Source organism: Streptomyces sp. NPDC107550, assembly GCF_055639095.1.
Genome location: NZ_JBVKBC010000014.1, coordinates 1 through 25190, shown reverse-complemented (window position 1 = coordinate 25190; position 25190 = coordinate 1). Strand labels below are relative to the sequence as shown.

The following is a 25190-nucleotide window of genomic DNA, read 5'->3' as shown; positions in this document are numbered from 1 at the left end:
TGGTGGGGGACATGAAACAGAAACAGGACGGGATACCGGCGGCGCCGGCCGGGGCCTCGGCGCCCGTGGCCGCGCCGCAGGCCCGCAGCGTACGGGTGGTGCTGCTGGCGCTGATGATCGCCATGCTGCTGGCCATGCTGGACAACATGATCGTGGGCACCGCGATGCCGACGATCGTGGGCGAGCTGGGCGGCCTCGCGCACCTCTCGTGGGTCGTCACGGCCTACACGCTGGCCACCGCCGCCTCCACCCCCATCTGGGGCAAGGTCGGCGACATGTACGGCAGGAAGGGCTCCTTCCTGACCTCCATCGTCATCTTCCTGGTCGGCTCCGCGCTCAGCGGCATGGCCCAGGACATGGGCCAGCTCATCGGCTTCCGCGCGATCCAGGGCCTCGGCGCCGGCGGTCTGATGGTGGGCGTCATGGCCATCATCGGCGACCTGATCCCGCCCCGGGAGCGCGGCAAGTACCAGGGCATGATGGCCGGCGTGATGGCGCTCGCCATGATCGGCGGCCCGCTGGTCGGCGGCACGATCACCGACCACCTCGGCTGGCGCTGGGCGTTCTACATCAACCTGCCGATCGGCGTCGTCGCCCTCGTGGCGATCACCGCCGTGCTGCACCTGCCGAAGAAGCGGGCGCAGGGCAAGATCGACTATCTGGGCGCCGCGCTGCTGACCGTGGGCATCACCTCGATCGTGCTGGTCACCACCTGGGGCGGCTCCGAGTACGCGTGGGACTCCGCGGTGATCATGGAGCTGATCGGGATCGGCGTCGCCGCCCTCGTCGGTTTCGTGTTCTCGCAGACCAGGGCCGCCGAGCCGATCATGCCGCTGCACATCTTCCGCAGCCGCAACTTCACGCTGATGTCCCTCATCGGCTTCATCACCGGGTTCGTGATGTTCGGCGCGGTGCTGTTCCTGCCGCTGTACCAGCAGTCCGTGCAGGGCGCGTCCGCGACCAACTCCGGTCTGCTGCTCCTGCCGATGCTGCTGGCGATGATGGTCGTCTCGCTGATCGCGGGCCGCGTCACCACCAACACCGGCCGCTACAAGGTCTTCCCGGTCGTCGGCAGCGTCCTCATGATCGGCGGGCTGTTCCTGCTCGCCCAGATGGACACCGAGACCTCGCGCTTCACGTCGGGCCTCTACATGGCGGTGCTCGGCGCGGGCATGGGCTGCCTGATGCAGATCACGATGCTGGTCGCGCAGAACAGCGTCGAGATGAAGGACATGGGCGTCGCGTCCTCGTCGACCACCCTGTTCCGCACGCTCGGCTCGTCGTTCGGCGTCGCCATCATGGGCGCCCTGTTCAACAACAAGGTGCAGGACGTCATGGCCGAAAAGGCCGGCGCGCTGGGCGGAAAGATCACCGAGCAGTCCGCGCAGCTCGACGCGGCGAGCCTCGCCAAGCTGCCGGTCCCGGTGAAGGAGGCGTACCAGTTCGCCGTCTCCTCCGGCACGCACTCCGCGTTCCTGCTGGGGTCCGTCATCGCCATCGGCGCGCTGATCGCGGCGGTCTTCGTGAAGGAGGTCGCGCTGCGCGGCGCCGGCCCGAAGAAGGACGAGGCCCCGGCCGAGCCCGCGGGCGAAGCGGTCCCCGAGTCCGTCTGACCCCCGGGCCCCGCTCGGCCCCCTCTCCCTACGCCACCGCCCCGCCGTCCCCCCGAGGGACCGCGGGGCGGTGACGTACGCACGCCGTACGCGCGCTCACTCCGGCAGCCGCCGCTCAGTCCGGCAGCCGCACGATCGGGAAGCTGCCCGTGTTCGTCGGGGCGTGTTCGGGGAGCCAGAGGACCGCCACCGCGCCCTCCGCCGGGGTGCCGGGCTCGGTGCCCGGGGGGCGGATGTTGCGGAAGGTGAGCCGGGCGCCGAGGACCTGGGCCTGGCCGGCGGCGATGGTCAGACCGAGCCCGTGCCCGTGGCCCGCGCGGTCCGCCGCGCCGGTGCGGAACCGGCTCGGGCCCTCCTCCAGCAGGTCTTCGGGGAACCCGGGGCCGTGGTCCCGTACCCGTACGACACGGCCCTCGACGCTGACCTCGATGGGCGGCCGGGCGTGCTTGGAGGCGTTGGCCAGCAGGTTGAACAGGATGCGCTCCAGACGGCGCGGGTCGGTGGTCACCTCGGACTCGTGGATGACGTTGACCGTGACGCCCTCGGCCGCGCGGGTCGCCATCCGGCGCTGCACGAACTCCCCGAGCATGATGTCCTGCAACTCGGCGCGCTCGGCCGCGCTGTCCAGGCGGGCCACTTCGAGGACGTCCTCGACGAGCGTGCGCATCGCCTGCGCGCGGTCCCTGACGAGTTCGCTGGGGCGGCCCGGCGGCAGCAGCTCGGCCGCCGTGAGCAGGCCGGTGACCGGGGTGCGCAGCTCGTGCGCGATGTCGGCGGTGACCCGGCGCTCGGCCTCCAGCCGCTGCTTGAGGGCGTCGGCCATGGAGTCGACGGCCCGCGCCAGATCGTCCGTCTCGTCGCGGACCACGCCGCCGATGGCGTCCCGCACCCGGACGTCGGTCTGGCCGCGCGCCACGTCCCGCGCGGCGCTGGCCGCCTTGCGCAGCCGCCGCGAGAGCTGGCCGCCGATGAGGACGCCAACCGCGCTGCCGCCGAAGACGACCGCGATGCAGCCGATGATCAGGGCCTGGTCGAGGTCGTCCATGACGGTGGCGCTGCGGTCGGTGAACCGGGTGTGGACGGACAGCAGCTCGCCGTTGCTCAGCGGGACCGCGGCCCAGATGTCGGGCACGCCGTCGGACGGCTCGGAGACGAACGTGGCGCGGCGTCCGGACAGGGCCTTCGCGCGCAGCTCATGCGGCATGTCCGGGTCGTTGACCTTGAAGCCGACCGGCAGGTTCCCGCCGCGGGCCTCGTACTGGCGCTGCACGAACTGGATGCGCTCGTCCTGCACATCGCGCGCGTTGTCCAGCATGGAGACGCGTGCCGCGTTGTGGACGACGAGGCTCAGGGCGACCGCGACCAGCGCGCCGACCAGGGCGATGGCGGCGCTGATCTTCCACCGCACGCCCGTGTGCAGGGTGCGGCGCAGCCGCCGGGGCAGCAGCCGCCGCACCGACGTCGTCCCACGCTCGGCGGAGCGCCCCTGAGCCCGCAACACCCGCCCTCCAGAAGCCCCCACAGCCATCACCACCCACCCCGCCCACCCAGGACCACATGGCCCCGGGCCCACCTCAGCCCACCCAGGGGCGCGAGGAACCGCGCACAGAACCCTGAACCCGGCCGCACTGGACAAGCCCCCTGAACAAAGGCCCCCTCAAAAGAAGAGGCCCGCAGCCAAAAACCCCGCACACCGAACACCCGCCCACCACCGACCCACATCCGCTCAAGCCCTCAGCTTGTAACCAAAACCACGGACCGTCTCGATCCGGTCCTGGCCGATCTTGGTGCGCAGCCGCTGCACATGGACGTCGACGACGCGCGTGTCCCCGCCCCAGCCGTAGTCCCACACCCGCTCAAGAAGCTTGTCGCGGGACAGCACCGTGCCGGGCGCCGAGGAGAACTCCAGCAGCAGCCGCATCTCGGTCGGCGTCAGCGCCACCGGCTCCCCGCCCCGGCGCACCTCCATGCCCTCGGTGTCGATCTCCAGGTCACCGAAGCGCAGCACGCCCCCGTCCCCGCCGGAGGCCGCCTCGCCCGCGCCGCCGCCGGCGAAGGCGGCGGGCCCGCCCGCGTGCCCGAAGCGGCGCAGCACCGCGCGGATGCGGGCGACGAGGACGGCCCCGTCGAACGGCTTGGTCACGTAGTCGTCCGCGCCGGCCTCCAGGCCGAGCACGACGTCGATGGAGTCGGCGCGCGCCGACAGCATGATCACGGGGACGGTCGACGCGTCCCGGATGCGGCGGCACAGCGAGACGCCGTCGAGGCCGGGCAGCATGACGTCCAGCAGCGCGATGTCGGGCTGGTCGGCGCGGAACGCCTCCAGGCCCGCGAGCCCGTCCGGCATGGCCGTCACCGCGAAGCCGTCCCGCTCCAGGGCGAGCTGGGTGGCCTCGCGGATCACGTCGTCGTCCTCGACGAACAGCACGTGGGTCTGCTCACCCTTGCGCTCACCCATGGCGCTCATGTGTCTCCCGTCCTTCCTGGTCAGCGGTCAGCCGTCAGCGGTCAGCGATCAGCCGTCGTCCGCCGGCGGTCAGCCGTCGCCCGCGACAGGGCTCGGCGAGTCCCCGTCCACGGCGTGGCTGTAGTCGTTGTGCGTGTGGTCGACCTGAACGAAGCGGCCCCTCTTCCAGCGGTACGTGAGGACTTCCTCGCCCGACGGAGAGGCGACCGAGTCACCCTTCTCGTACACCTGCTTGGTCACCACGAGATCACCCCGGTCGATCTCGGAGTAGACCGGGGGCTCCTCCGCCTGGAAGACATTCTGGTACTCACCGCCCTTGTCGCGGTACACGTACGTGCCGATGCCGACGGCGTCGCCGCACGTCATCACGTTCACCACGATGTCGTTGGCGGAGCCGCCGGTGAGGCTGCCGTAGCTCACGTCGACCGGGTACTCGTTCTTCACGCAGGGCTTGAGGTCGCGCTTGATGTCGTCGCCGACCTCGGGGTCGTGCTTGACGAGCCGGACCACGTCCAGGGGCGCGGGGCTCGCGGTGGGCGCGGGGCTCGCGGGGGCGGCGGGGGTGCTGGAGCCGACCGGGTCGGTTCTCGCGGGGCCCTCGTCACGCGCGCCCGTACCGCCTGCCGAACAGGCGGCGAGCAAGCCGACGAAAAGCCCGATGGCGGCGAGCCCGGCGAACACCGAACTCCCCGCCCTCACCGCTCGCCGCACCCAAGAGGCACGATGGCCTAGGCCGCGCAACGCTCCCGCTCCTCCCGTTCGAGCGCGCGGGCATCGAGGTCACGGCTCTCCAGCTCCTCGCGGAGCCGGGCGAGTGCCCGGTGCAGCGTGCTCTTCACGGTTCCGGCCGACATACCGAGGGCGGCGGCCGTCTCCTCTGTGGACATCTGCTCCCAGTGTCGCAGCACGACGACGCTGCGCTGCTTGGGAGCCAGCACCTTCATGATGTCCATCAGCAGGGCACGGTCCGCGTGCTGCTCCGTCGAGTCGTCCACGAGGGACTCAGGGAGCTGCTCCGTGGGCACTTCCTCCAGCTTCCGGGCGCGCCACCACTCGGTCCTGGTGTTGATCATGACACGGCGCAGGTAGGCGTCCGCAAGCCGCTTGTCCGCTATGCCGTCCCAGCGCCCGTACGTCCGCACGAGCGCCGTCTGCAGGAGGTCCTGCGCGTCGACGGGGTCGGGGACCAGGCGCCGGGCGCTGCGCAGCAGAGCGTCCTGCCGCGTCCGCACGTACTCCTCGAACTCGAGCACCTCACCGCCGTGCGCCATGATGATCCGCCTCCCGCTTCCTGCTCCCCGTCCGCACCGGTCCTGTGCGGTTACGGAGATGAAGTTACGGAGGCCGTGTCACGGCGTTGTCCGTTCCAGCCTTCGGCGGGCGCACGGCTGTGCGTCGGTTGTGTAACGGACCTAAGGACGGCCTAAAGGCGCGTCAGACGCGAGCGCCGGGCAGCCGGTACAGACCGTCCCCGAGCGGCTCCACCAGACCATCGCTGACCAGGCCGTCCAGCGCCCGCGCCCGCTGCACGGGCTCGTCCCAGACCCGGTCGAGGGCCGCTTGCGGAACCGGGTCCGCCGCTTCCCGCAGGACGGCCAGCAGCTTGCCCCGCACCTGCCGGTCCGTCCCCGCGTACGTCTGCCCGCGCCGCGCGGGACCGTCGTGCGCCGGCTTGCCCGCGAGCCGCCACGCGCACAGCGCCGCGACCGGACAGCGCGCGCAGTCCTCGTTCTTCGCGGTGCACACCAGCGCGCCCAGCTCCATCGAGGCCGCCGCCCACTTCGCCGCCGTCGCCTCGTCGTCCGGCAGCAGCGCGCGCGCCAGCTTCCGCTCGGCGGCCGTCGTCGCGTTCGGCGGGTACTGCGTACCGCCCACTACGCGCGCGAAGACCCGCCGTACGTTCGTGTCGAGCACCGCGTGCCGCTGCCCGTACGCGAACGAGGCGACCGCCGCCGCCGTGTACTCGCCGATCCCCGGCAGCGCCAGCAACTGCGCGTGCCCGGTCGGTACGTCACCGCCGTGCCGTTCCGTTATGGCGACGGCCGCGCCGTGCAGCCGCAGCGCGCGGCGCGGATAGCCGAGCCGGCCCCACGCGCGGACCGCCTCACCGGGCGCCTCCCGGGCCAGGTCGGCGGGGCGGGGCCAGCGCGCGAGCCACTGCTCGTACACGGGCAGCACCCGGCTCACCGGGGTCTGCTGGAGCATGAACTCGCTGACCATCACGCCCCAGGGCCCCGCCTCGGGGCGGCGCCAGGGCAGGTCGCGGGCGTTCTCCTCGAACCAGTCGAGGACGGGCGCGTGCAGCTCGGAGGACTTCGTGGTCGCAGTCATGGCACCGCCGATCCTGCCATGCCGACACCCCCCGGATCAGCCGCCGGGGCGTCGCGTACGGGGGGTCTGCGCGGCGCGGATCTGACGCCCGGCACCACCCGCACCCGACGATCGGCAGGGGCGCGGCCGCGCGCCGCGCTTGTACCGTCGAGACGTGACCGACCGCCGTCGCGCACTGCTCGCCGACCTCGTGCTGTGGGCCGCCCTGGCCCTGCCCGTCTTCGCCGTCGAGTGGCTGCACCTGCACGAACCCGACGCCACCTGGCTCCAGCTCGCCGCCCTCACCGCCCTCGGCGGGGCCGCCGCGAGCCACCGCAGGCTGCCCGCGACCGCGTTCCTGCTGGCCGCCGCCCCCGGCCTCGCCGTCGCGTCCTCCCTGTTCACCCTCTCCTACGGGGCCGCCCTCGCCGCCTTCGCGTATTTGATGGGCCTGCGCTCGGCCACCGTACGGCCCTCGCTGCTCGCCTTCGCCGCCGTCGCCGCCGCGGGCACCGCCAAGATCGGCGTGCGCCAGGTCGATCCCGCCGCCGAGTGGCTCGTGCTCATGGGCACGCTCCTGTTCGGCGCGGTCTTCCCCTGGCTCATCGGCCGCTACTGGCGCCAGAGCCGCGAACTGACCGCCGCCGGCTGGGCCCGCGCCGAGCAACTGGAGCGCGAACACCGCATCGTCGCCGACCGCGCCCGGCTGCGCGAGCGGGCCCGCATCGCCCAGGACATGCACGACTCCCTCGGCCACGAACTCAGCCTCATCGCACTGCGCGCAGGCGCCCTCCAGGTCGCCCCCGGCCTCGCCGACACCCACCGCACCGCCGCCGCCGAACTGCGCGCCGCCGCCTCCGACGCCACCGACCGCCTGCACGGCATCATCGGCCTGCTCCGCGAGGACGACGACGAACCCGCGCCGCTCGCCCCCGCCGGCGAAAGCGTCGCCGCTCTTGTCGAACGCGCCGCCGAGTCCGGCCTGCCCGTCCGCCTCACCGGCACCCCCGCCCCCGACGACCGCACCGCCTACCGCGTCGTCCAGGAAGCCCTCACCAACGCCGCCAAACACGCCCCCGGCGCCCCCGTCACCGTCGAGGCCGCCACCGCCGCCGACGGCGCCACCACCCTCACCGTCACCAACAGCGCCCCCGCCGCCCCGCCCCGCCCCGGCGGCGGCAGCGGCACCGGGCTGCTCGGACTGCGCGCCCGCATCACCGCGCTCGGCGGCACCTTCGACGCGGGCCCGCACGAGGGCGGCTTCCGCGTCACGGCACGGCTCCCCGCACCCGGCGCGGGCGGCACCCGCCCGGCGGGCCCCGACAGCGGCTTCGCCGACGCCCGGCGCAGCGCGCGCCGCCGCGTCGGACTCGCCTTCGGCGCGGCGGCCGTCGCGGGAACCGTTCTGATCGGCGGCGCGTTCACCTGGTACGCGTACACGAAGACGCACGCCGTCCTCACCCCGCAGGCGTACGCGCAGTTGCGCCTCGGCACCCCCTTCGCCGAGGCGTACCCCCGACTGCCCGCACGCACCATCGGCGACCCGCCCGTCGAGCGCGCCCCGACCCCGCCGCCCGCGCACGCGGACTGCCGCTACTACCGGGCGAGCGGCGAACTCTTCGTGACCGTGGCGCACTTCAGGCTCTGCTTCGGCGACGACACGGCCCACACCCTCGTCGACAAGGAACTGATACCGCGCGCCGGCACCGCCGACCAAGTACAGGAGGAGGAGCGCGAATGGGCGCGCTGAACCAGGGCTCCGGGCGCCCCATCCGGGTCCTGCTCGCCGACGACGAGGCCATGATCCGCGCGGGCGTCGCCGCGATCCTCGCCGCCGGCGGCGACTTCGAGGTCGTCGCCGAGGCCGCCGACGGCCGCGAGGCCGTCACGCTCGCCCGCGCCCACCGCCCCGACGTGGCGCTGCTCGACATCCGTATGCCCCGCCTGGACGGCCTCGCGGCGGCCGAGGAGATCACCGCGGGCGTCCCCGGCACCGCCGTCGCCATGCTCACGACGTTCTCCGAGGACGCGTACGTCGCCCGCGCGCTCGGCGGCGGCGCCACGGGCTTCCTGCTCAAGTCCGGCGACCCGCACGAACTCATGGCGGGCGTCCGCGCCGTCGCGGGCGGCGCCGCCTTCCTGTCGCCGAAGGTCGCCCGGCACGTCATCGACGGCCTCGGCGGCACCCGCCTGGCCCGCGAGGCGTCCGCCCGCCGCCGCGTGCAGTCCCTCACCCCGCGCGAGCGCGAAGTCCTCGGCCTGGTCGGCGCCGGCCTGTCCAACCCGGAGATAGCCGACCGCCTCCACCTCGTCGAGGGCACGGTCAAGGCGTACGTCAGCGCCGTCCTCGACCGCCTGGAGGTACGCAACCGCGTCCAGGCAGCGATCGTCGCCTACGAGGCCGGCCTCCTCGACGACCGCAAGGTCTGAACGAAGACCGGGGCGGCACCCGGCGGGCGACGGCCCGTCAGATCCCGCCCCGCCCACGGCGTGCCCGGCGGCTCAGCGCCGGTGGGAACCCCTGCGCCCGCCGCGCCCGGTCGCGTACGAGGACTGCGGCGCGCCCGCGACCCCGACCGGACCCGGGCCCGCGAACCACCGCACCGCCCCGTTGCCCGAGCCCCGCATCGCCTCCGCGACCCGCGCCCCAGGCCGCGTCAGCCCCTTCACGACGAGGAACGCGAAAAGCGTGCCGAGCAGCAGGCCCGCCGCCACGTCGTGCGGGTAGTGCACACCGACGAACACCCGCGAGAACGCCATGAGCAGCGCCATCGGCACCGTCAGCCAGCCGATCGCCGGCCAGGCCAGCGCGAGACCGACCGCGGCGGCCGCGGCGATCGTCGCGTGGTTCGACGGGAACGACCAGTCCCCGTACGTGGGGCAGTCCACCAGCGACGGAAGCGCCCCGGACACCGCGCGGCACGGGCGTTCCTCGACGAGCCCCGACTTGATCACCTCGCTGCACACATACGCCACCGCGGTCGCCAGCGGCGCGAGCACCGCCACGGCCAGCGCCCGCGGGTCGCCGCGCCGCGCCCGCCACCAGGCGACGACGAACAGCACGGCGAACAGCAACAGCCCCAGTTCCGTCCACACCTCCATCAGATGCTGGATCCAGGAAGGGGTGTCGTGCGCGAATTCGGTGATGTCACGATAGAGATCGGAGTCGATGGTTCCCATGGTGACGGACAGTACGCAATGACCGGCCGGTGTCACATCCCGCGATGGTCGCGGCCCGCACCTGACGAAAGACAGGGGTCGTCGCGGGCCTTCCGCCCCGGCCGCAGGATGATGATCCGCAAAACTCCCGGGTCCTCGCGGCGGGTGGGCGCCGGACAACGGCCCGATCTCTCGTAAGGTTTGGGCTGTGGGATCTCTGCGCAATCCGATCGGGCCGCTTCCCTCCTCCATCTATTGGCGACGGAGGGCCGTTCTGCTGTCCGTGGTGGCGCTGCTCGCGCTGCTGATCGTCTGGATCGTCAACCTCGGTGGCGGCGGCGGGAAGAACGGCGCGGGCGGCGCCGGCGGCAAGCACCCGACGCAGTCCATCACGCCCGGCCCCTCCGGCTCAGGCCCCGCCATCAGCCAACACCCGGGCGGACGCGACGAGTCGGGCGGCGGCTCAGGCTCCGGTTCCGGCGGCTCGGGCGGCGGCGCGGGCGGGTCCGGCGGCGCGGGCGGCTCGGGCGGTGGCGGCGCGGCGGCCGGCGGCAAGGGCGACGGCTCCTCCACGAGCACGTCCTCCGGCGACCAGGTCCCCGCCGGCTCCAGCCTGCCCGACTGCACGGCGGGCGGCGTCACGCTCTCGGTCCGCAGCCTGCACAACTCCTACGCGCCCGGCGACAAGCCGAAGCTCCGACTGGTCGTCAAGAACACGACCGACAAGGACTGCAAGGTGGACCTCGGCCCCAAGACGGCCGTCGTGACGATCACCAAGGCGGACGACGACAAGAAGTTCTGGGCCTCCGACGACTGCCCCGCGGGCACCGGCACGCTCCTGCTCCGCGTCCCCGCCGGCGACCAGGTCTCCCGCACCCTCACCTGGGACCGCAGCCCGAGCGCCGCCCGCTGCGCCACGGCCCCGCCAACGAAGGCGACGCCGGGCACCTACCTGGTAGAGGTCAAGGGCGCCCAACTGACAGACAGCCGCACCTCCTTCGTCCTAAAGTCCGACTGACCCCCAGCCCCGGGTGCCCCAACTCCCAGCCCCTCCGGCGCTTGAGGAGCGGGGCCCGGGGCAGAGCCCCGTGACGGTGACGTGAACCCGGGGTACGCAACGATCGGGCCCTTATGCCAACTCCCAGCCTCTCCGGCGCTTGAGGAGCGGGTCCGGGGCGGAGCCCCGTGACGGTGACGTGAACCCGGGGTACGCAACGATCGGGCCCTTATGCCAACTCCCAGCCCCTCCGGCGCTTGAGGAGCGGGGCCCGGGGCGGAGCCCCGTGACGGTGACTTGAACCCCGGGTACGCAACGATCCAGCCCGCCGAAGGCTAGACGTACCGCTCCAGAATCGAAGACTCCGCCAACCGGGAAAGCCCCTCCCGAACAGACCGCGCCCGCGCCTCCCCGACCCCGTCCACGGTCTGAAGGTCGTCCACACTCGCCGCGAGCAGCTTCTGCAACCCCCCGAAGTGCTCGACGAGCCGGTCGATGATCGCCCCCGGCAGCCGAGGCACCTTCGCCAGCAGCCGGAATCCCCGCGGCGACACCGCGGAGTCCAGCGCCTCCGGCGACCCCGTGTACCCGAGCGCCCGCGCCACGATGGGCAGTTCGAGCAGCTCCCCGTGATGCAGCGCGTCCAGCTCGGTCAACGCCTCGTCCACGGTCCGCGACCGCTTCGCCGTGGGCTCCGGCACATAGTCCCGTACGACGAGCTCCCGCTCGGGCTCGACCCCGGCGATCAACTCGTCGAGCTGCAGCGCGAGAAGCCGCCCGTCGGTGCCCAGTTCGACCACGTACTCCGCGATCTCGGTGGCGATCCGCCGCACCATCTCCAGGCGCTGCGCGACGGCGACGACGTCCCGCACGGTGACGAGGTCCTCGATCTCCAGCGCGGACAGCGTCCCCGCGACCTCGTCCAGCCGCAGCTTGTACCGCTCCAGCGTGGCGAGCGCCTGATTGGCCCGGGACAGGATCGCCGCGGAGTCCTCGAGCACGCGCCGCTGCCCGTCCACGTACAGGGCGATGAGCCGCATGGACTGCGACACGGAGACCACCGGGTACCCGACCTGCTTGCTGACGCGGTCGGCCGTGCGGTGCCGCGTGCCGGTCTCCTCGGTGGGGATCGTCGGGTCCGGTACGAGCTGTACGCCCGCCCGCAGGATCTTGCTGAGGTCCGAGGAGAGCACGATGCCGCCGTCGAGCTTGCACAGCTCACGCAGGCGCGTCGCGCTGAACTCCACGTCGAGGACGAAACCGCCCGTGCACATCGACTCGACCGTCTTGTCGGAACCGAGGACGATGAGCCCTCCGGTGTTGCCCCGGAGGATGCGCTCCAGACCGTCACGCAGGCCCGTGCCGGGGGCCACCGCGCTCAGCGAGGCGCGCATCAGAGAGTCCGCACCGGAACTCCCGCCGGACTTTCCGGGAGCTGCTGCCCGGTCATTGGCTGCCACTGCACTCCTCCGGATCGCAGGCTCTGTCGCGGACTCTTCCGTGCCCCGGGGGTTCGTCGCGTTCGTACGCACGGGCGAGACCAGGGCAAAGTCTACCGGCGCTCCTCCGCCTCCCGTGGGGCCTCTCGGCGACGGCTCCTCGGCAGCACCCGCAGCGCGTCCCCTATGTCGGCCACTTCGAGCACCTTCATCCCGGCCGGGACCTTGCCCGGATCGGACGGTACGAGCGCGTGGGTGAAGCCCAGTCGGTGCGCCTCGGCGAGCCGGCGCTGCACGCCCGTGACCCGTCTGACCTCGCCCGCGAGCCCCACCTCACCGATCGCCACAAGGTTCTTCGGCAGCGGTGTGTCGCTGGCGGCGGAGGCGAGCGCGAGCGCGATGGCGAGGTCGGCGGCGGGCTCGGACAGCTTCACGCCGCCCACGGTCGCCGAGTAGATGTCCCTCTTGCCCAAGGCGCTGATCTTCCCGCGCTGTTCGAGCACGGCGAGCATCATCGACACCCGCGAGGTCTCCAGGCCCGACGTGGTGCGCCGGGGCGAGGGGATCTGGGAGTCGACGGTGAGCGCCTGCACCTCGGCGACGAGCGGCCGGCGGCCCTCCAGGGTGACGGTGAGACAGGTGCCGGGCACGGGCTCGGCCCGCCGGGTCAGGAACAGGCCGCTGGGGTCGGCGAGGCCCGTGATGCCCTCGTCGTGCAGTTCGAAGCAGCCGACCTCGTCGGTGGTCCCGTACCGGTTCTTCACGCCGCGCACGAGCCGCAGCCGGGCGTGCCGGTCGCCCTCGAAGTTCAGGACGACGTCGACCAGGTGCTCCAGCAGGCGCGGGCCCGCGATGGTGCCCTCCTTGGTGACGTGCCCGACGAGCAGCGTGGACATGCCGCGCTCCTTGGAGGCGCGGATCAGGGCCCCCGCCACCTCGCGGACCTGCGCCATGCCGCCGGGCGCGCCGTCGATCTCGGGGGAGGCGACGGTCTGCACGGAGTCCATGACCAGCAGGGACGGCTTGACGGCGTCGAGGTGCCCGAGGACGGCGGACAGGTCGGTCTCGGCGGCGAGATAGAGGTGGTCGTCGATGGCGCCGATGCGGTCGGCGCGCAGCCGGACCTGCGAGGCGGACTCCTCGCCCGTCACGTACAGCGTGCGGTGCTCGTCGGAGGCGCACTTGGCCGCGACGTCGAGCAGGAGCGTGGACTTGCCGACGCCGGGCTCGCCCGCGAGCAGCACCACCGCGCCCGGTACGAGACCGCCGCCGAGGACGCGGTCCAGCTCGGCCACGCCGGTCGGCCGGGCGGTGGCCTGTCTGCCGTCGACCTGGCCGATGGGCAGCGCGGACGTCGTGACGCGGCCCGGCGCGGTCGTGCGCACGGCGGGCGCGCCGTACTCCTCGATCGTCCCCCACGCCTGGCACTCGGCGCAGCGGCCGAGCCACTTGGCCGTCTGCCAGCCGCATTCGGTGCAGCGGTAGGAGGGGCGCTGCTTACCGGAGTTCGCGGTCTTCGTACGGGCTGCCATGCCACGAACCGTAACCGCCCCCACTGACAACCGGCCCGACCCCGCCCCCGGAGCCACCCCCGACCCCCGCCCCGAGCCCGCCCGCGCTCCCGGTCCCGACCCCGCCCCCCGGAGCCACCCCCGACCCCCGCCCCGAGGCCGAACGTTTCGGTCGCCGCCCGTAAGGGTGATGGCCACGGAATGAAGAGTTCCTGTCCCCTTTTGAGGGATCGTTTCACCCGTAAGGATTAAATGTGCTCAAGGGGGCGGAAGGGCCCCCTGCCCGCCGCCTACGGTCGCACGGGTGATGAGCAGCAGGCCGGAAACTCCCACGCACACCACCGGCGCACACCGGGCGCACCGCGCCGGGTCGCGGCGGCCGGCGCCGCGCGCTGCCGCCCAGCGACCGCCCGCGCGCTACGAGCCCTGGCTGGACGGCTTGTTCACGTACTGCCTGTCCGTCCTGTGCGACCACGACGAGGCCACCGCCGCCCTCGGGGACGCGCTGGCGCTCGCCGAGCGGCGCGGCTCGCGCGCGCCCGACAGCGAGTCCGACCGCAAGGCATGGCTGTACGCCCTGGCCCGCTGGTCCTGCCTGCGCCGACTGGCCGAAGCCAAACGGCGCAGGCAAGGGGCGCACGCGGCCCACGCGGGCGCCCCCACGCCCCCGCCCGCCACGCCCCCCGGCCCTGGCGCACAGGACGGACCGGACGGACCGGACGCGGCGGACGGGGCCGACGTCCCCGACCCGCTCACCCAGGAGGAGCGCCGCCGCGAACTGGCGATGCTGGCCTGGCCCGAGGCCGCCGGCACCACCCCCGAGCAGCGCGAAGCGCTCGAACTCGCGGTGCGCCACCACCTCACCCCGCACGAGGTCGCCGCCGCCCTCGGCACCGACCCGGGCGCCACCCGCGAACTGCTCGCGGCCGCCGCCTGCGAGGTCGAGCGGACCCGCGCCGCGCTCGCCGTGGTCGAGACCGGCACCTGCCCGAGCGTCGCCCGCCTGACCGGCGACAATCAACTACTGCTCTCCGCCGCCCTGCGCCGCGAACTCGTGCGGCACGTCGACGACTGCCCCCGCTGTCGCCGCACCGCCGAGCGCGCCGCCCCCGGCACCTGGCCCGGCACCTCCGTCACCCCGGCCATGCTGCCCCTGGTCACCGCCCCGCGCGCCGCGCTGCACCGCGCGATGCACGCCCCGCACTCCGGCGCCCCGCGCTTCGACCGGCGCGGTTTCCCGATGGACCCCAAGGACCGTGCCGCCCGCCGCGACCGGCTGCGTTCGCGTGCCGTCACCACGACCGTCGTCGCCACCGTGGTCGCCGCGCCGGTGCTCGCCCTGTGGGCCGCCTACCGGGGCCCGCTGACGGGCGAGGGCGGCGACGGCCGTTCGATCAGCGCGGGCGAGGCCGACGAGCCCGGCGCGTTCGGCGGCGAGCACCCGGGCGACACCTACCAGAACGCGGGGAACGCGAGCACGACCCCCGACCCCCGCTTCACCGCCGGCAGCCGCTCGCCCGACGGCGACGACGTGTCCGTCGAGGTCGTCTCACCGCCCGACAAGTCCGGCCGCGGCCCCGGGCGCCTCACCGTCGAGGCCCAGCCGAGCGGCGGCGCGACCATGGTCCGGCTGACGGCGTCCGGCAGCGCGCCCGTGCACTGGCGCGCGTACACCGACGCCTCCTGGCTCTACCTGACCCGCACCGCGGGCACCCTGAGCCCCGGCGAGTCCGTCACGATCATGGTGTACGTCGATCACTCCAGGGAGCCGGCCGGGCACTGGCGGGCCCGCATCGGCATCGACCCGTCCGGCGCGGTCGTCGCCCTCGAAGGGCGCGGCAGCTCGCACACCGGCAATCCCGGCCCCGGCCCCGGCAGCCCCGACCCGACACCGAGCCACCCCGGGACCCCGGACCCCACCGGCCCCGGCCCGGACCCGACCCCGACGCCGACGAGCCCCGAGCCGACCGACCCCGGCACCACCGAGCCGACCCCGGACCCGACGCCCACGCCGACGGACTCGGGCAGCCCCTCGGACCCGTCGGGCGGCTCCTCAGGCCCGGGGGACTCGTCGCCCACGTCGTAGAGGGGGCCCGGCAACCAAGAGGGCCGGGCCGGGTCGGATCAGGACGGGTCGGCCGGATGGGGGGCGACCAGCGGCAGGCCCTTGGGCAGCGCCGCGAGCCGCTCCTCGCACAGCTCGACCAGCTTGTCGTACCCGGCCTTGCCCATCAGCTCCGTCAGCTCGGGCCCGTACGAGACGTAGACCGGGTCGCCCGCGCCGTGCGCCGAGGTGGCCGACGTGCACCACCAGTGCAGGTCGTGGCCGCCGGGGCCCCAGCCGCGCCGGTCGTACTCGCCGATCGAGACCTGGAGGACGCGCGTGTCGTCGGGCCGGTCGATCCACTCGTACGTCCGTCGCACCGGCAACTGCCAGCACACGTCCGGCTTGGTCTCCAGCGGCTCGCGGCCCTCCTTGAGCGCCAGGATGTGCAGCGAGCAGCCCGCGCCGCCGGCGAACCCGGGCCGGTTCTGGAAGATGCAGGAACCCTCGTACGGGCGGGTCTGCCGCTCCCCGTCCTCGTCCGTGGAGACCCAGCCGGTCGCCGTGCCCACGTCATGGTGCTGCCAGATGTCCGGCGTGAGCCGTGCCACGTGCTCCGCGACGCGCTTCTCGTCGTCCTCGTCGGAGAAGTGCGCGCCGAGCGTGCAGCAGCCGTCGTCCGCGCGGCCCGCCTGGATGCCCTGGCAGCCACTGCCGAAGATGCACGTCCAACGAGAGGTCAGCCATGTCAGATCACAGCGGAAGACCTGCTCGTCGTCGGCCGGGTCCGGGAACTCGACCCAGGCGCGAGGGAAGTCGATCGGCTTCTCGTCCGCCACAGGCGTCAGCGCCGCCTTCGCCTCCGCCGACGTTGTCTTCTTCTTGTCGCTCTTGTCGGCCTTGGCCTTTTTCGTCTTTGGCACGGTTCCAGAGTAAGGGGGCCACCCCCTCCCACGGCCCCTCGCGGAAGGCCCCTGCGGGCACAGCGCGCCGAGCGGGCGCAGTAGCGTTCCGTACATGAGACTCGGTGTCCTCGACGTGGGTTCGAATACGGTGCATCTGCTCGTGGTGGACGCGCACCCGGGCGCGCGCCCGCTGCCCGCGCACTCGCACAAGGCCGATCTGCGCCTGGCCCAACTCCTCGACGAGCACGGCGCGATCGGCCCCGAGGGCGTCCAGCGGCTCGTCGACACGGTGCGGGACGCGCTGGAGGCCGCCGAGGACAAGGGCGTCGAGGACCTGCTGCCGTTCGCCACGTCCGCGGTGCGGGAAGCGACCAACGCCGATGAGGTCCTGGCCCGCGTCAAGGCCGAGACCGGCGTCGAGCTGCGGGTGCTCAGCGGCGCGGAGGAGGCGCGGCTGACCTTCCTCGCCGCGCGCCGCTGGTTCGGCTGGTCCGCCGGGAAACTCCTCGTCCTCGACATCGGCGGGGGGTCCCTGGAGATCGCGTACGGGATCGACGAGGAACCGGACGCGGCGGCCTCGCTGCCGCTGGGTGCCGGGCGGCTCACGGCGGGCTGGCTGCCGGGCGATCCCGCGGACCCCGCCGACGTCAAGGCGCTGCGGCGGCATGTACGGGCGCAGATCGCGCGGACGGTCGGGGAGTTCGCCCGGTTCGGGGCGCCGGACCATGTCGTGGCTACGTCGAAGACGTTCAAGCAGCTCGCGCGGCTGGCCGGGGCGGCGCGGTCGGCGGAGGGGCTGTATGTGCAGCGGGAGCTGAAACGGAGGTCTCTGGAGGACTGGGTGCCGAGGCTCGCGGCGATGAGTGTGGGGGAGCGGGCGGAGTTGCCCGGGGTTTCCGAGGGGCGGGCGGGGCAGTTGTTGGCGGGGGCGCTTGTTGCCGAGGGCGCGATGGATCTGTTCGGGGTCGAGTCCGTAGAGATCTGCCCCTGGGCCCTGAGAGAGGGAGTAATCCTCCGCCGCCTAGACCACCTCCCACCCCAGTGACCCCTTGAGCACCGGGCACGCCATCACCGCCGGCGCCCCAGAGTGCGGGGTGCGTCGTGCCCGCCCGCGCAGTTCCCCGCGCCCCTTACGGGGCTGCCAACGCCGGTGCCTTTTAGGCGCCCCCCGCCCCCGCCGCCTTGGGCAGTCTGCCGCCTGGGGCGGCACGGGTGGGCAAGGCGGCACCCCAGCACCGGGTGCGAACAGGTTGTGCCTCGGGTGCAGCCCCGGTGGGGCTCCTCGCGCAGTTCCCCGCGCCCCTGATGGGGCTGGTCTCAGCGCCACCCCCCGGCCTCCGGCCCTGGCGGGCTGGCCTCAGCCCCAACTCCCAGCCCCTCCGGCGATTGAGGAGGGAGGGGGGCTGAGATCAGCGCCCGATCGTTGCGTGCCCCGGGCCCCCGGAGGGAGAGGGCGTTGGGGCGGGCCCGTACTCTGGCTGGGTGGCAGAACCAGCGGTGCGCATCCCGGATGCGAAGGTCGCCCTGTCGACGGCCTCCGTCTACCCGGAGTCCACGGCGACGGCCTTCGAGATCGCCGCACGCCTCGGCTACGACGGCGTAGAGGTCATGGTCTGGACCGACCCGGTGAGCCAGGACATCGAGGCCCTGCGCCGCCTGAGCGACTACCACCACATCCCGATCCTGGCCGTACACGCCCCCTGCCTGCTGATCACCCAGCGCGTCTGGTCCACGGACCCCTGGGTCAAACTCCAGCGCGCGAAGAAGGCCGCGGAGAAGCTCGGCGCGTCCACGGTGGTCGTCCATCCCCCCTTCCGCTGGCAGCGCCAGTACGCCCGCGACTTCGTCACCGGAATCTGGCGCATGGCCGACGAGACGGACGTCCGCTTCGCGGTGGAGAACATGTACCCCTGGCGCTACCGCGACCGCGAGATGCTCGCGTACGCCCCCGACTGGGACGTCACCAAGGAGGACTACCGCCACTTCACGGTGGACCTCAGCCATACCGCGACCGCCCGTACGGACGCCATGGGCATGATCGACCGGATGGGCGACCGCCTCGGCCACGTCCACCTCGCCGACGGCAACGGGTCCAACAAGGACGAGCACCTCGTCCCCGGCCGCGGCACCCAGCCCTGCGCGGAACTCCTGGAGCGCCTCGCGGCGACCGCCTTCGACGGCCATGTCGTCATCGAGGTCAACACCCGCCGCGCGATGTCCAGCGCCGAACGCGAGGCGGATCTCGCCGAGGCCCTCGCCTTCACCCGCCTGCACCTGGCGTCCGCGGTCCGGGTGCCGCGTCCATGACACAGCCCGCCGCCCCGCGCAGGGGCCGCGGCCGCCCCTCCCGCGCCGAGACCGCCGAGGGGCCGGGCGCCCGCGAGCGCATCCTCGCCGCGGCCCGCGAGGAGTTCGCCGAACGCGGCTACGAGAAGACGTCCGTACGCGGCATCGCCAAGGCCGCCGGCGTCGACGCGGCACTCGTGCACCACTACTTCGGTACGAAGGAACAGACGTTCGAGGCGGCGATCGAGACCGCGTTCGCGCCCGCGCTCCAGGCCCCCGCGCTGGTCGGGGAGGGCCCGCTGGACGACGTGGGCGAGCGCCTGACCCGGTTCGTGCTCGGCGTGTGGGAGACGCCCGCGACCCGCGCCCCGCTGCTGGCGATCATGCGCTCGGCGGTGAACAACGAGACGGCCGCCGCTGTCTTCCGCCGCCTGATCGTCGCCCAGGTCCTCACCCGCGTCGCGGGCCGCCTCGACGTACCCGAGGGCGAGGCCGAACTGCGCGTCTCGCTCGCCGTCGCCCAGCTCGTGGGTACGGCGATGCTGCGCCACGTCATCAAGGCGGAACCGCTCGCCTCGGCCCCCGTCGACGCCCTCGTCGCCCACCTCGCCCCGGTCGTCCAGGGCCATCTGACCGGCCCCTGATCAGCCTCGTACGGGCCGTGCGACCGCCCCTCCGAGCGGCGGGGCGATGAGACATATGTTCCGGCATGCGGACAGCCTGTCCAGATCTTGGAGCGGCGGCGTACGCTCGGGAGGAGACTTTTCCCCCCGAAGGAGCGAGCGACGATGCCCGAGCTGAGGTCCCGCACAGTCACCCACGGCCGCAACATGGCGGGCGCACGCGCCCTTATGCGCGCCTCCGGTGTACCGAGCGCGGACATCGGCCGCAAGCCCGTCATCGCCGTGGCGAACAGCTTCACGGAGTTCGTCCCCGGCCACACGCACCTCGCGCCGGTCGGCCGCATCGTCAGCGACGCGATCACGGCGGCGGGCGGCATCGCGCGCGAGTTCAACACCATCGCGGTCGACGACGGCATCGCCATGGGCCACGGCGGCATGCTCTACTCGCTGCCCTCCCGCGAGCTGATCGCCGACTCCGTCGAGTACATGGTCGAGGCGCACTGCGCGGACGCCCTCATCTGCATCTCCAACTGCGACAAGATCACCCCCGGCATGCTCATGGCCGCGCTGCGCCTGAACATCCCGACGGTCTTCGTCTCCGGCGGCCCGATGGAGTCCGGCCGCGCCACCCTGGTCGACGGCACGGTCCGCACCCTCGACCTCGTCGACGCCATGTCCGAGGCGGTCAACGAGAAGATCTCCGACGAGGACATCCTCCGTATCGAGGAGAACGCCTGCCCGACCTGCGGCTCCTGTTCCGGCATGTTCACCGCCAACTCGATGAACTGCCTGACCGAGGCCATCGGCCTGAGCCTCCCGGGCAACGGCTCGCTGCTCGCCACCCACACCGGCCGCCGCGCTTTGTACGAGCGGGCCGGCGCCACGGTCGTCGAGCTGACCCGCCGCTACTACGGCGAGGACGACGCGTCCGTCCTCCCGCGCAACATCGCCACCCACGCGGCCTTCGAGAACGCGATGGCGCTCGACATCGCCATGGGCGGCTCCACGAACACGATCCTGCACCTGCTCGCCGCCGCGCAGGAGGCCGAGGTCGACTACAACCTCGACCACATCAACGCGGTCTCGCGCCGCGTCCCCTGCCTCGCCAAGGTCGCGCCCAACGTCGCGGGCTCGAAGACGTACTACATGGAGGACGTGCACCGCGCCGGCGGCATCCCCGCGATCCTCGGCGAGCTGTACCGCGGTGGCCTGCTCAACGAGGACGTGCACACCGTCCACAGCGCCTCCATCAAGGAGTGGCTGGACACGTGGGACGTGCGCGGCGGCAGCGCGTCGGCCGAGGCCGAGGACCTCTGGTACGCGGCCCCCGGTTGCGAGCGCTCCGCCACCGCCTTCTCCCAGTCCAAGCGCTGGGACTCCCTGGACACCGACGCGGCCGGCGGCTGCATCCGCGACGTCGCCCACGCCTACTCCGCCGACGGCGGCCTCGCCGTCCTCAAGGGCAACCTCGCGGAGGACGGCTGCGTCGTGAAGACCGCCGGCGTCGACGAGTCCATCTGGACCTTCGAGGGCCCCGCCGTCGTCTGCGAGTCGCAGGAGGAAGCGGTCCAGAAGATCCTCATGAAGGAGGTCGAGGAGGGCGACGTCGTCGTCATCCGGTACGAGGGCCCCAAGGGCGGCCCGGGCATGCAGGAGATGCTGTACCCGACCTCGTACCTCAAGGGCCGCGGGCTCGGCAAGGCGTGCGCGCTGGTCACCGACGGGCGCTTCTCCGGCGGTACGTCGGGGCTGTCCATCGGGCATGCCTCGCCCGAGGCGGCGTCCGGCGGCACGATCGCGCTCGTCGAGGACGGGGACCGCATCCGCATCGACATCCCGGCCCGCACGATCGAACTCCTGGTCTCCGACGAGGAACTGGCGCGTCGCCGGGAGGCGCTCGGCGGGGTGTACGCGCCGAAGTCCCGCGAGCGCAAGGTCTCCGCGGCGCTCAGGGCGTATGCGGCGATGGCCACGAGCGCCGACAAGGGAGCGGTCCGCACCCTCCCCAACTAGCCCCTCTGCGGGGAGCGGCCCATCGAAAGCCCCGGCGCCCTTGACGGGGCGCTGCCCCTTTCCACGGTCGTCCACCTGCGGCCCGGTGGGGCTTCTCGCGCAGTTCCCCGCGCCCCTGAAGCATGCACTTCGTGCAGCTTCCCCAGGGGGGAGGTGGCGACGTAGTCGCCCCTCCAGGGGCGCGGGGAACTGCGCGAGCAACCACGACGCATGTCGAGGACGAAGAAGCTACGGGCAGGCCCGCCCGCCCAAGGGCCCCGCGCTGCTTCTGGCCGGACAAGCGGGCGGTACGGCGATAATCGAACCGTGAGCGACGAAACCGGCACCCCCCGCACCTCCCCGGCTCCCGGCCCGCGCCCCGAAGAGATCCGTTTCTTCGGGACGACCTGGGTCGACCACTCCGGGCACTACCCGTTGCGCCGCGCGGCGGTCTGCGCCGGCGCGCTCGTGGCCGCCGCCGCCGGCTGCTTCGTCCTGCGCTTCGCCTACCAGGGCCTGACCCTCGCGGACGTCGGCTCGTTCGTGAACATCCTGGTCGTGGCGATGTTCGCCATCTGTAGTGCCCTCGCCTTCACCCGCACCTGGGGCGGCTTCTCCGAGCGCCCCGACCCCGAGAAGCAGGCGTCCCTGCGCGGCTTCCTCGCCATCGGCTTCGTCGGCGTACTCCTCGCGTACGCGCTGCGCTGCCTGGTCGAAGCGCCGGGGGAGGGGCTCCGCCGGCGGGAGTACGAGGAGGCCGTGGCCCAGTACGAGCGCCGGGCCACCCGCCGCACCGGCAACCCCTCCAAGAAGAAGCGCCGCTGACGCTGCGCTGGCTCCCCAGGGGGAGGGTGCGACGCAGTCGCCCCTCCAGGGGCGCGGGGAACTGCGCGACCAGCCACGACGAGAGTCGAGGATCCCCACCGGCCGGAGCCACCCCCACCCCACCCCCTTGACGAGCGCACCCCCACGGAGGATATTCATCGCACGATGAATAAATCCCGGGGCGCCCCCAAACCCCCCGACCCCGCAACACAGGCCCCCGCCGTACAGGCAACGAACCTCACCGTCACCCGAGGCCAGAACAAGGTCCTCCACAACCTCACCCTCCCCGTCCCGAGAGGCCAGATCACCGGCCTCCTGGGCCCCTCCGGCTGCGGCAAATCCACCCTGATGCGCAGCCTCGTAGGCACCCAGGCCAAAGCCACCGGCACCCTCACCGTCCTCGGCCACCCCGCAGGCCACCCCACCCTCCGCACCCGCGTCGGCTACGTCACCCAGGCCCCCTCCGTCTACCGCGACCTCACCGTCCGCCAGAACCTCGCCTCCTTCGCCGCGATCCTGCTCCCGGGCCGCGCCCGCGCCGCCGAACGCCGCGAGGAGACGGACCGCGTCCTGGCCGCCGTCGACCTCACCGCCCACGCCGACGCCCTCGCCGGCCACCTCTCCGGCGGACAGCTCGGCCGCGTCTCCCTCGCCGTCGCCCTCCTCGGCACCCCCGACCTGCTCGTCCTCGACGAACCGACCGTGGGCCTCGACCCCGTGCTCCGCCGCGACCTGTGGGACCTCTTCCACCGCCTCGCCGCCGACCACGGCACGACCCTCTTCGTCTCCTCGCACGTCATGGACGAGGCCGAACGCTGCCACCGCCTCTTCCTCATGCGCGAGGGCGAACTGCTCACCGCCGCCCCCACCGGCGACACCCCCGACGAACTGCGCGCCCGCACCGGCACCGCCACCGTCGAGGAGGCGTTCCTGCACCTCGTCGACGCGGCCGCCACCACCGCCCGCCCCTGACCCCGCCCGCCCCCGCACCCAGCCCCGGGACCCGACATGAATGCGTACCGCACCACCGCCACCGCGCTGCGCGTCCTGCGCCAGTTGCGCCACGACCCGCGCACCATCGCCCTGATGCTGCTGATCCCGTGCCTGATGCTGGTCCTGCTCCGCTACGTGTTCGACGGCAGCCCCGGCACCTTCGACTCCATCGGCGCCTCGCTCCTCGGCATCTTCCCGCTGATCACGATGTTCCTGGTGACGTCCATCGCCACCCTGCGCGAACGCACCGGAGGCACCCTCGAACGGCTCCTCGCCATGCCCCTCGGCAAGGGCGACCTCATCGCCGGCTACGCCCTCGCCTTCGGCACCGTCGCCGTCGTCCAGTCCGCCCTCGCCACCGGCCTCGCGGTATGGGTCCTCGACCTGAACGTCACCGGTTCCGCCTGGCTCCTGCTCCTCGTCGCCCTGCTCGACGCGCTGCTCGGCACGGCCCTCGGCCTGTTCGTCTCGGCGTTCGCCGCGTCCGAGTTCCAGGCCGTCCAGTTCATGCCGGCGGTGATCTTCCCGCAGCTGCTCCTCTGCGGCCTGTTCGCCCCGCGCGACAGCATGCAGCCGGTTCTCACGGCGATCTCCGACGTCCTGCCCATGTCGTACGCCGTGGACGGCATGAACGAGGTCCTGCGCCACACCGACCTCACCACCGCGTACGTACGGGACGTGCTCGTCGTCGCCGGATGCGCGCTGCTCGTCCTGGCGCTCGGCGCGGCCACCCTCCGCCGCCGCACCCCCTGACCCGTCCCGCCCACCGGACACCGGGCGGCCGGCCGGGGGCGCGGTGCGAGGATGCCCCCATGAGCCAGACGAGCCAGCACCCGCGTCACAAGGTCGCCGTCCTCGGCACCGGCAAGATCGGTGAAGCCCTGCTCAGCGGAATGATCCGCGGCGGCAAGGCCCCCGCCGACCTCCTGGTCACGGCCCGCCGCCCGGAGCGCGCCGAGGAACTGCGCACCCGCTACGGCGTCACCCCGGTCACCAACCGCGAGGCCGCCGAACAGGCCGACACCCTGATCCTCACGGTCAAGCCGCAGGACATGGGCACCCTCCTCACCGAACTGGCCCCGCATCTGCCCGCCGACCGCCTGGTCATCAGCGGCGCGGCCGGCATCCCGACGACGTTCTTCGAGGAGCGCCTGCCCGCGGGCACGCCCGTCGTCCGCGTCATGACGAACACCCCGGCCCTCGTCGACGAGGCCATGTCCGTCATCTCCGCCGGTTCGCACGCGACGGCCGCCCACCTGACGCACGCCGAGCAGCTGTTCGGCTCCGTCGGCAAGACCCTGCGCGTCCCCGAGTCCCAGCAGGACGCCTGCACGGCCCTGTCCGGCTCGGGCCCGGCGTACTTCTTCTATCTCGTCGAGGCGATGACGGACGCCGGCATCCTGCTGGGCCTCCCGCGCGACAAGGCGCACGACCTCATCGTGCAGTCCGCGATCGGCGCGGCCACGATGCTCCGCGACAGCGGCGAGCACCCGGTCAAGCTCCGCGAGAACGTCACCTCCCCGGCGGGTACGACCATCAACGCCATCCGCGAGCTGGAGAACCACGGCGTCCGCGCGGCCCTCATCGCCGCCCTGGAAGCCGCCCGCGACCGCAGCCGCGAACTGGCCTCCGGCACCACGAACTGACGGGGAGCGACCGCCCGGGGCGCGAAGTTGACACGCCCCGGGCCGCTCCGTACTGTTCTCCGAGTTGTCCGACGTGAGCGCCGACCCCGGTCGGTCCCCGGACAGCCAATCCGCAAGAACCACTCACCAGCAGGGCGAGCTTCGTCGTGCTTTTGTGCGCGCTTTTGCGGAATGAGGAATCCACGTTCGAAAGAACCGGACCCCGATTAGCTCGGGAGCCGCGATTCCGCTAAAGTCTCACAGGTCGGAACGGCCCAACAGCCGGGAAGACAAACCAAGTTGGATCCCGTTCGACCGGGAATCAGGCCCGAAAGGATCTGATAGAGTCGGAACCGCCGGAAAGCCGAAAGGCCGGAAAGCGGAGCAGAACCCCGAGGAAA

22 protein-coding genes are annotated in these 25190 nt (G+C 72.9%); 13 read left to right on the top strand and 9 right to left on the bottom strand.

Annotated elements, in window-relative coordinates:
- The first annotated feature begins 11 nt into the window (after positions 1 to 11).
- The gene (locus ACZ7LY_RS19820) at positions 12 to 1613 is read left to right on the top strand and encodes an MDR family MFS transporter (RefSeq protein WP_471625939.1); all 1602 of its coding nucleotides are present in this window, start codon (positions 12 to 14) and stop codon (positions 1611 to 1613) included.
- Between the two features lie 115 nt (positions 1614 to 1728).
- On the opposite strand, the gene cseC is transcribed toward ACZ7LY_RS19820, so the two are convergent.
- The 5 genes from cseC to ACZ7LY_RS19795 form a co-directional block, all read right to left on the bottom strand.
- On the bottom strand, positions 1729 to 3141 hold the full coding sequence (cseC, locus tag ACZ7LY_RS19815) for a two-component system sensor histidine kinase CseC (protein ID WP_471625938.1): 1413 nt from the start codon (positions 3139 to 3141) through the stop codon (positions 1729 to 1731).
- Between the two features lie 198 nt (positions 3142 to 3339).
- Entirely contained in the window at positions 3340 to 4071 is a 732-nt protein-coding gene (gene cseB, locus ACZ7LY_RS19810; protein ID WP_471626053.1) for a two-component system response regulator CseB, read from the bottom strand.
- Positions 4072 to 4149: 78 nt separating this feature from the next.
- Positions 4150 to 4821, bottom strand: a complete 672-nt coding sequence (locus ACZ7LY_RS19805; protein ID WP_471625937.1) for a hypothetical protein — start codon at positions 4819 to 4821, stop codon at positions 4150 to 4152.
- Positions 4809 to 5351, bottom strand: a complete 543-nt coding sequence (locus tag ACZ7LY_RS19800) for a SigE family RNA polymerase sigma factor (RefSeq protein WP_471625936.1) — start codon at positions 5349 to 5351, stop codon at positions 4809 to 4811. The genes ACZ7LY_RS19805 and ACZ7LY_RS19800 overlap by 13 nt, the downstream gene beginning before the upstream one ends.
- Before the next feature lie 163 nt (positions 5352 to 5514).
- Positions 5515 to 6411, bottom strand: coding sequence for an HhH-GPD family protein (locus ACZ7LY_RS19795; protein WP_471625935.1), 897 nt, complete (start codon positions 6409 to 6411; stop codon positions 5515 to 5517).
- 154 nt (positions 6412 to 6565) lie between these two features.
- On the opposite strand from ACZ7LY_RS19795, the gene ACZ7LY_RS19790 reads away from it, so the two are divergent.
- On the top strand, positions 6566 to 8140 hold the full coding sequence (locus ACZ7LY_RS19790) for a sensor histidine kinase (protein WP_471625934.1): 1575 nt from the start codon (positions 6566 to 6568) through the stop codon (positions 8138 to 8140).
- The gene (locus ACZ7LY_RS19785) at positions 8128 to 8820 is read left to right on the top strand and encodes a response regulator (protein ID WP_471625933.1); all 693 of its coding nucleotides are present in this window, start codon (positions 8128 to 8130) and stop codon (positions 8818 to 8820) included. The genes ACZ7LY_RS19790 and ACZ7LY_RS19785 overlap by 13 nt, the downstream gene beginning before the upstream one ends.
- 72 nt (positions 8821 to 8892) lie before the next feature.
- On the opposite strand, the gene ACZ7LY_RS19780 is transcribed toward ACZ7LY_RS19785, so the two are convergent.
- The gene (locus tag ACZ7LY_RS19780) at positions 8893 to 9570 is read right to left on the bottom strand and encodes a phosphatase PAP2 family protein (RefSeq protein ID WP_471625932.1); all 678 of its coding nucleotides are present in this window, start codon (positions 9568 to 9570) and stop codon (positions 8893 to 8895) included.
- A 187-nt stretch (positions 9571 to 9757) separates the two neighbouring features.
- Here ACZ7LY_RS19780 and ACZ7LY_RS19775 point away from each other — a divergent pair, with 187 nt between their 5' ends.
- Positions 9758 to 10567 (top strand): hypothetical protein, encoded by an 810-nt coding sequence (locus ACZ7LY_RS19775; protein WP_471625931.1) that lies wholly within the window; start codon positions 9758 to 9760, stop codon positions 10565 to 10567.
- A gap of 314 nt (positions 10568 to 10881) precedes the next feature.
- On the opposite strand, the gene disA is transcribed toward ACZ7LY_RS19775, so the two are convergent.
- Both disA and radA read right to left on the bottom strand, forming a co-directional pair.
- Positions 10882 to 12006 (bottom strand): DNA integrity scanning diadenylate cyclase DisA, encoded by a 1125-nt coding sequence (gene disA / locus ACZ7LY_RS19770; protein WP_471625930.1) that lies wholly within the window; start codon positions 12004 to 12006, stop codon positions 10882 to 10884.
- 92 nt (positions 12007 to 12098) lie between these two features.
- Complete coding sequence (radA, locus tag ACZ7LY_RS19765; RefSeq protein WP_471625929.1) at positions 12099 to 13517, bottom strand: DNA repair protein RadA; 1419 nt, start codon at positions 13515 to 13517, stop codon at positions 12099 to 12101.
- Between the two features lie 286 nt (positions 13518 to 13803).
- Here radA and ACZ7LY_RS19760 point away from each other — a divergent pair, with 286 nt between their 5' ends.
- Positions 13804 to 15582, top strand: coding sequence for a BACON domain-containing protein (locus tag ACZ7LY_RS19760; RefSeq protein ID WP_471625928.1), 1779 nt, complete (start codon positions 13804 to 13806; stop codon positions 15580 to 15582).
- A 38-nt stretch (positions 15583 to 15620) separates the two neighbouring features.
- On the opposite strand, the gene ACZ7LY_RS19755 is transcribed toward ACZ7LY_RS19760, so the two are convergent.
- On the bottom strand, positions 15621 to 16463 hold the full coding sequence (locus tag ACZ7LY_RS19755) for a DUF3109 family protein (protein ID WP_471625927.1): 843 nt from the start codon (positions 16461 to 16463) through the stop codon (positions 15621 to 15623).
- Between the two features lie 94 nt (positions 16464 to 16557).
- Between ACZ7LY_RS19755 and ACZ7LY_RS19750 the strand changes: the two genes are divergently transcribed.
- From ACZ7LY_RS19750 to proC, 8 genes are all read left to right on the top strand, one after another.
- Positions 16558 to 17490 (top strand): Ppx/GppA family phosphatase, encoded by a 933-nt coding sequence (locus ACZ7LY_RS19750; RefSeq protein ID WP_471625926.1) that lies wholly within the window; start codon positions 16558 to 16560, stop codon positions 17488 to 17490.
- A 437-nt stretch (positions 17491 to 17927) separates the two neighbouring features.
- Positions 17928 to 18752 (top strand): sugar phosphate isomerase/epimerase family protein, encoded by an 825-nt coding sequence (locus ACZ7LY_RS19745; protein ID WP_471625925.1) that lies wholly within the window; start codon positions 17928 to 17930, stop codon positions 18750 to 18752.
- Positions 18749 to 19375: a TetR/AcrR family transcriptional regulator gene (locus ACZ7LY_RS19740; protein WP_471625924.1), complete on the top strand. Its 627-nt coding sequence runs from the start codon at positions 18749 to 18751 to the stop codon at positions 19373 to 19375. The genes ACZ7LY_RS19745 and ACZ7LY_RS19740 overlap by 4 nt, the downstream gene beginning before the upstream one ends.
- A gap of 144 nt (positions 19376 to 19519) precedes the next feature.
- Positions 19520 to 21367 carry a dihydroxy-acid dehydratase gene (gene ilvD, locus ACZ7LY_RS19735; protein WP_471625923.1) on the top strand — a complete coding sequence of 616 codons (1848 nt, stop codon included), beginning with the start codon at positions 19520 to 19522 and terminating at the stop codon, positions 21365 to 21367.
- A 306-nt stretch (positions 21368 to 21673) separates the two neighbouring features.
- Positions 21674 to 22171: an EamA/RhaT family transporter gene (locus ACZ7LY_RS19730; protein ID WP_471625922.1), complete on the top strand. Its 498-nt coding sequence runs from the start codon at positions 21674 to 21676 to the stop codon at positions 22169 to 22171.
- Positions 22172 to 22336: 165 nt separating this feature from the next.
- Positions 22337 to 23143, top strand: coding sequence for an ABC transporter ATP-binding protein (locus ACZ7LY_RS19725; RefSeq protein WP_471625921.1), 807 nt, complete (start codon positions 22337 to 22339; stop codon positions 23141 to 23143).
- Between the two features lie 36 nt (positions 23144 to 23179).
- On the top strand, positions 23180 to 23917 hold the full coding sequence (locus tag ACZ7LY_RS19720; RefSeq protein ID WP_471625920.1) for an ABC transporter permease: 738 nt from the start codon (positions 23180 to 23182) through the stop codon (positions 23915 to 23917).
- 59 nt (positions 23918 to 23976) lie between these two features.
- Positions 23977 to 24810: a pyrroline-5-carboxylate reductase gene (proC, locus tag ACZ7LY_RS19715; protein WP_471625919.1), complete on the top strand. Its 834-nt coding sequence runs from the start codon at positions 23977 to 23979 to the stop codon at positions 24808 to 24810.
- Positions 24811 to 25190 lie beyond the last annotated feature (380 nt).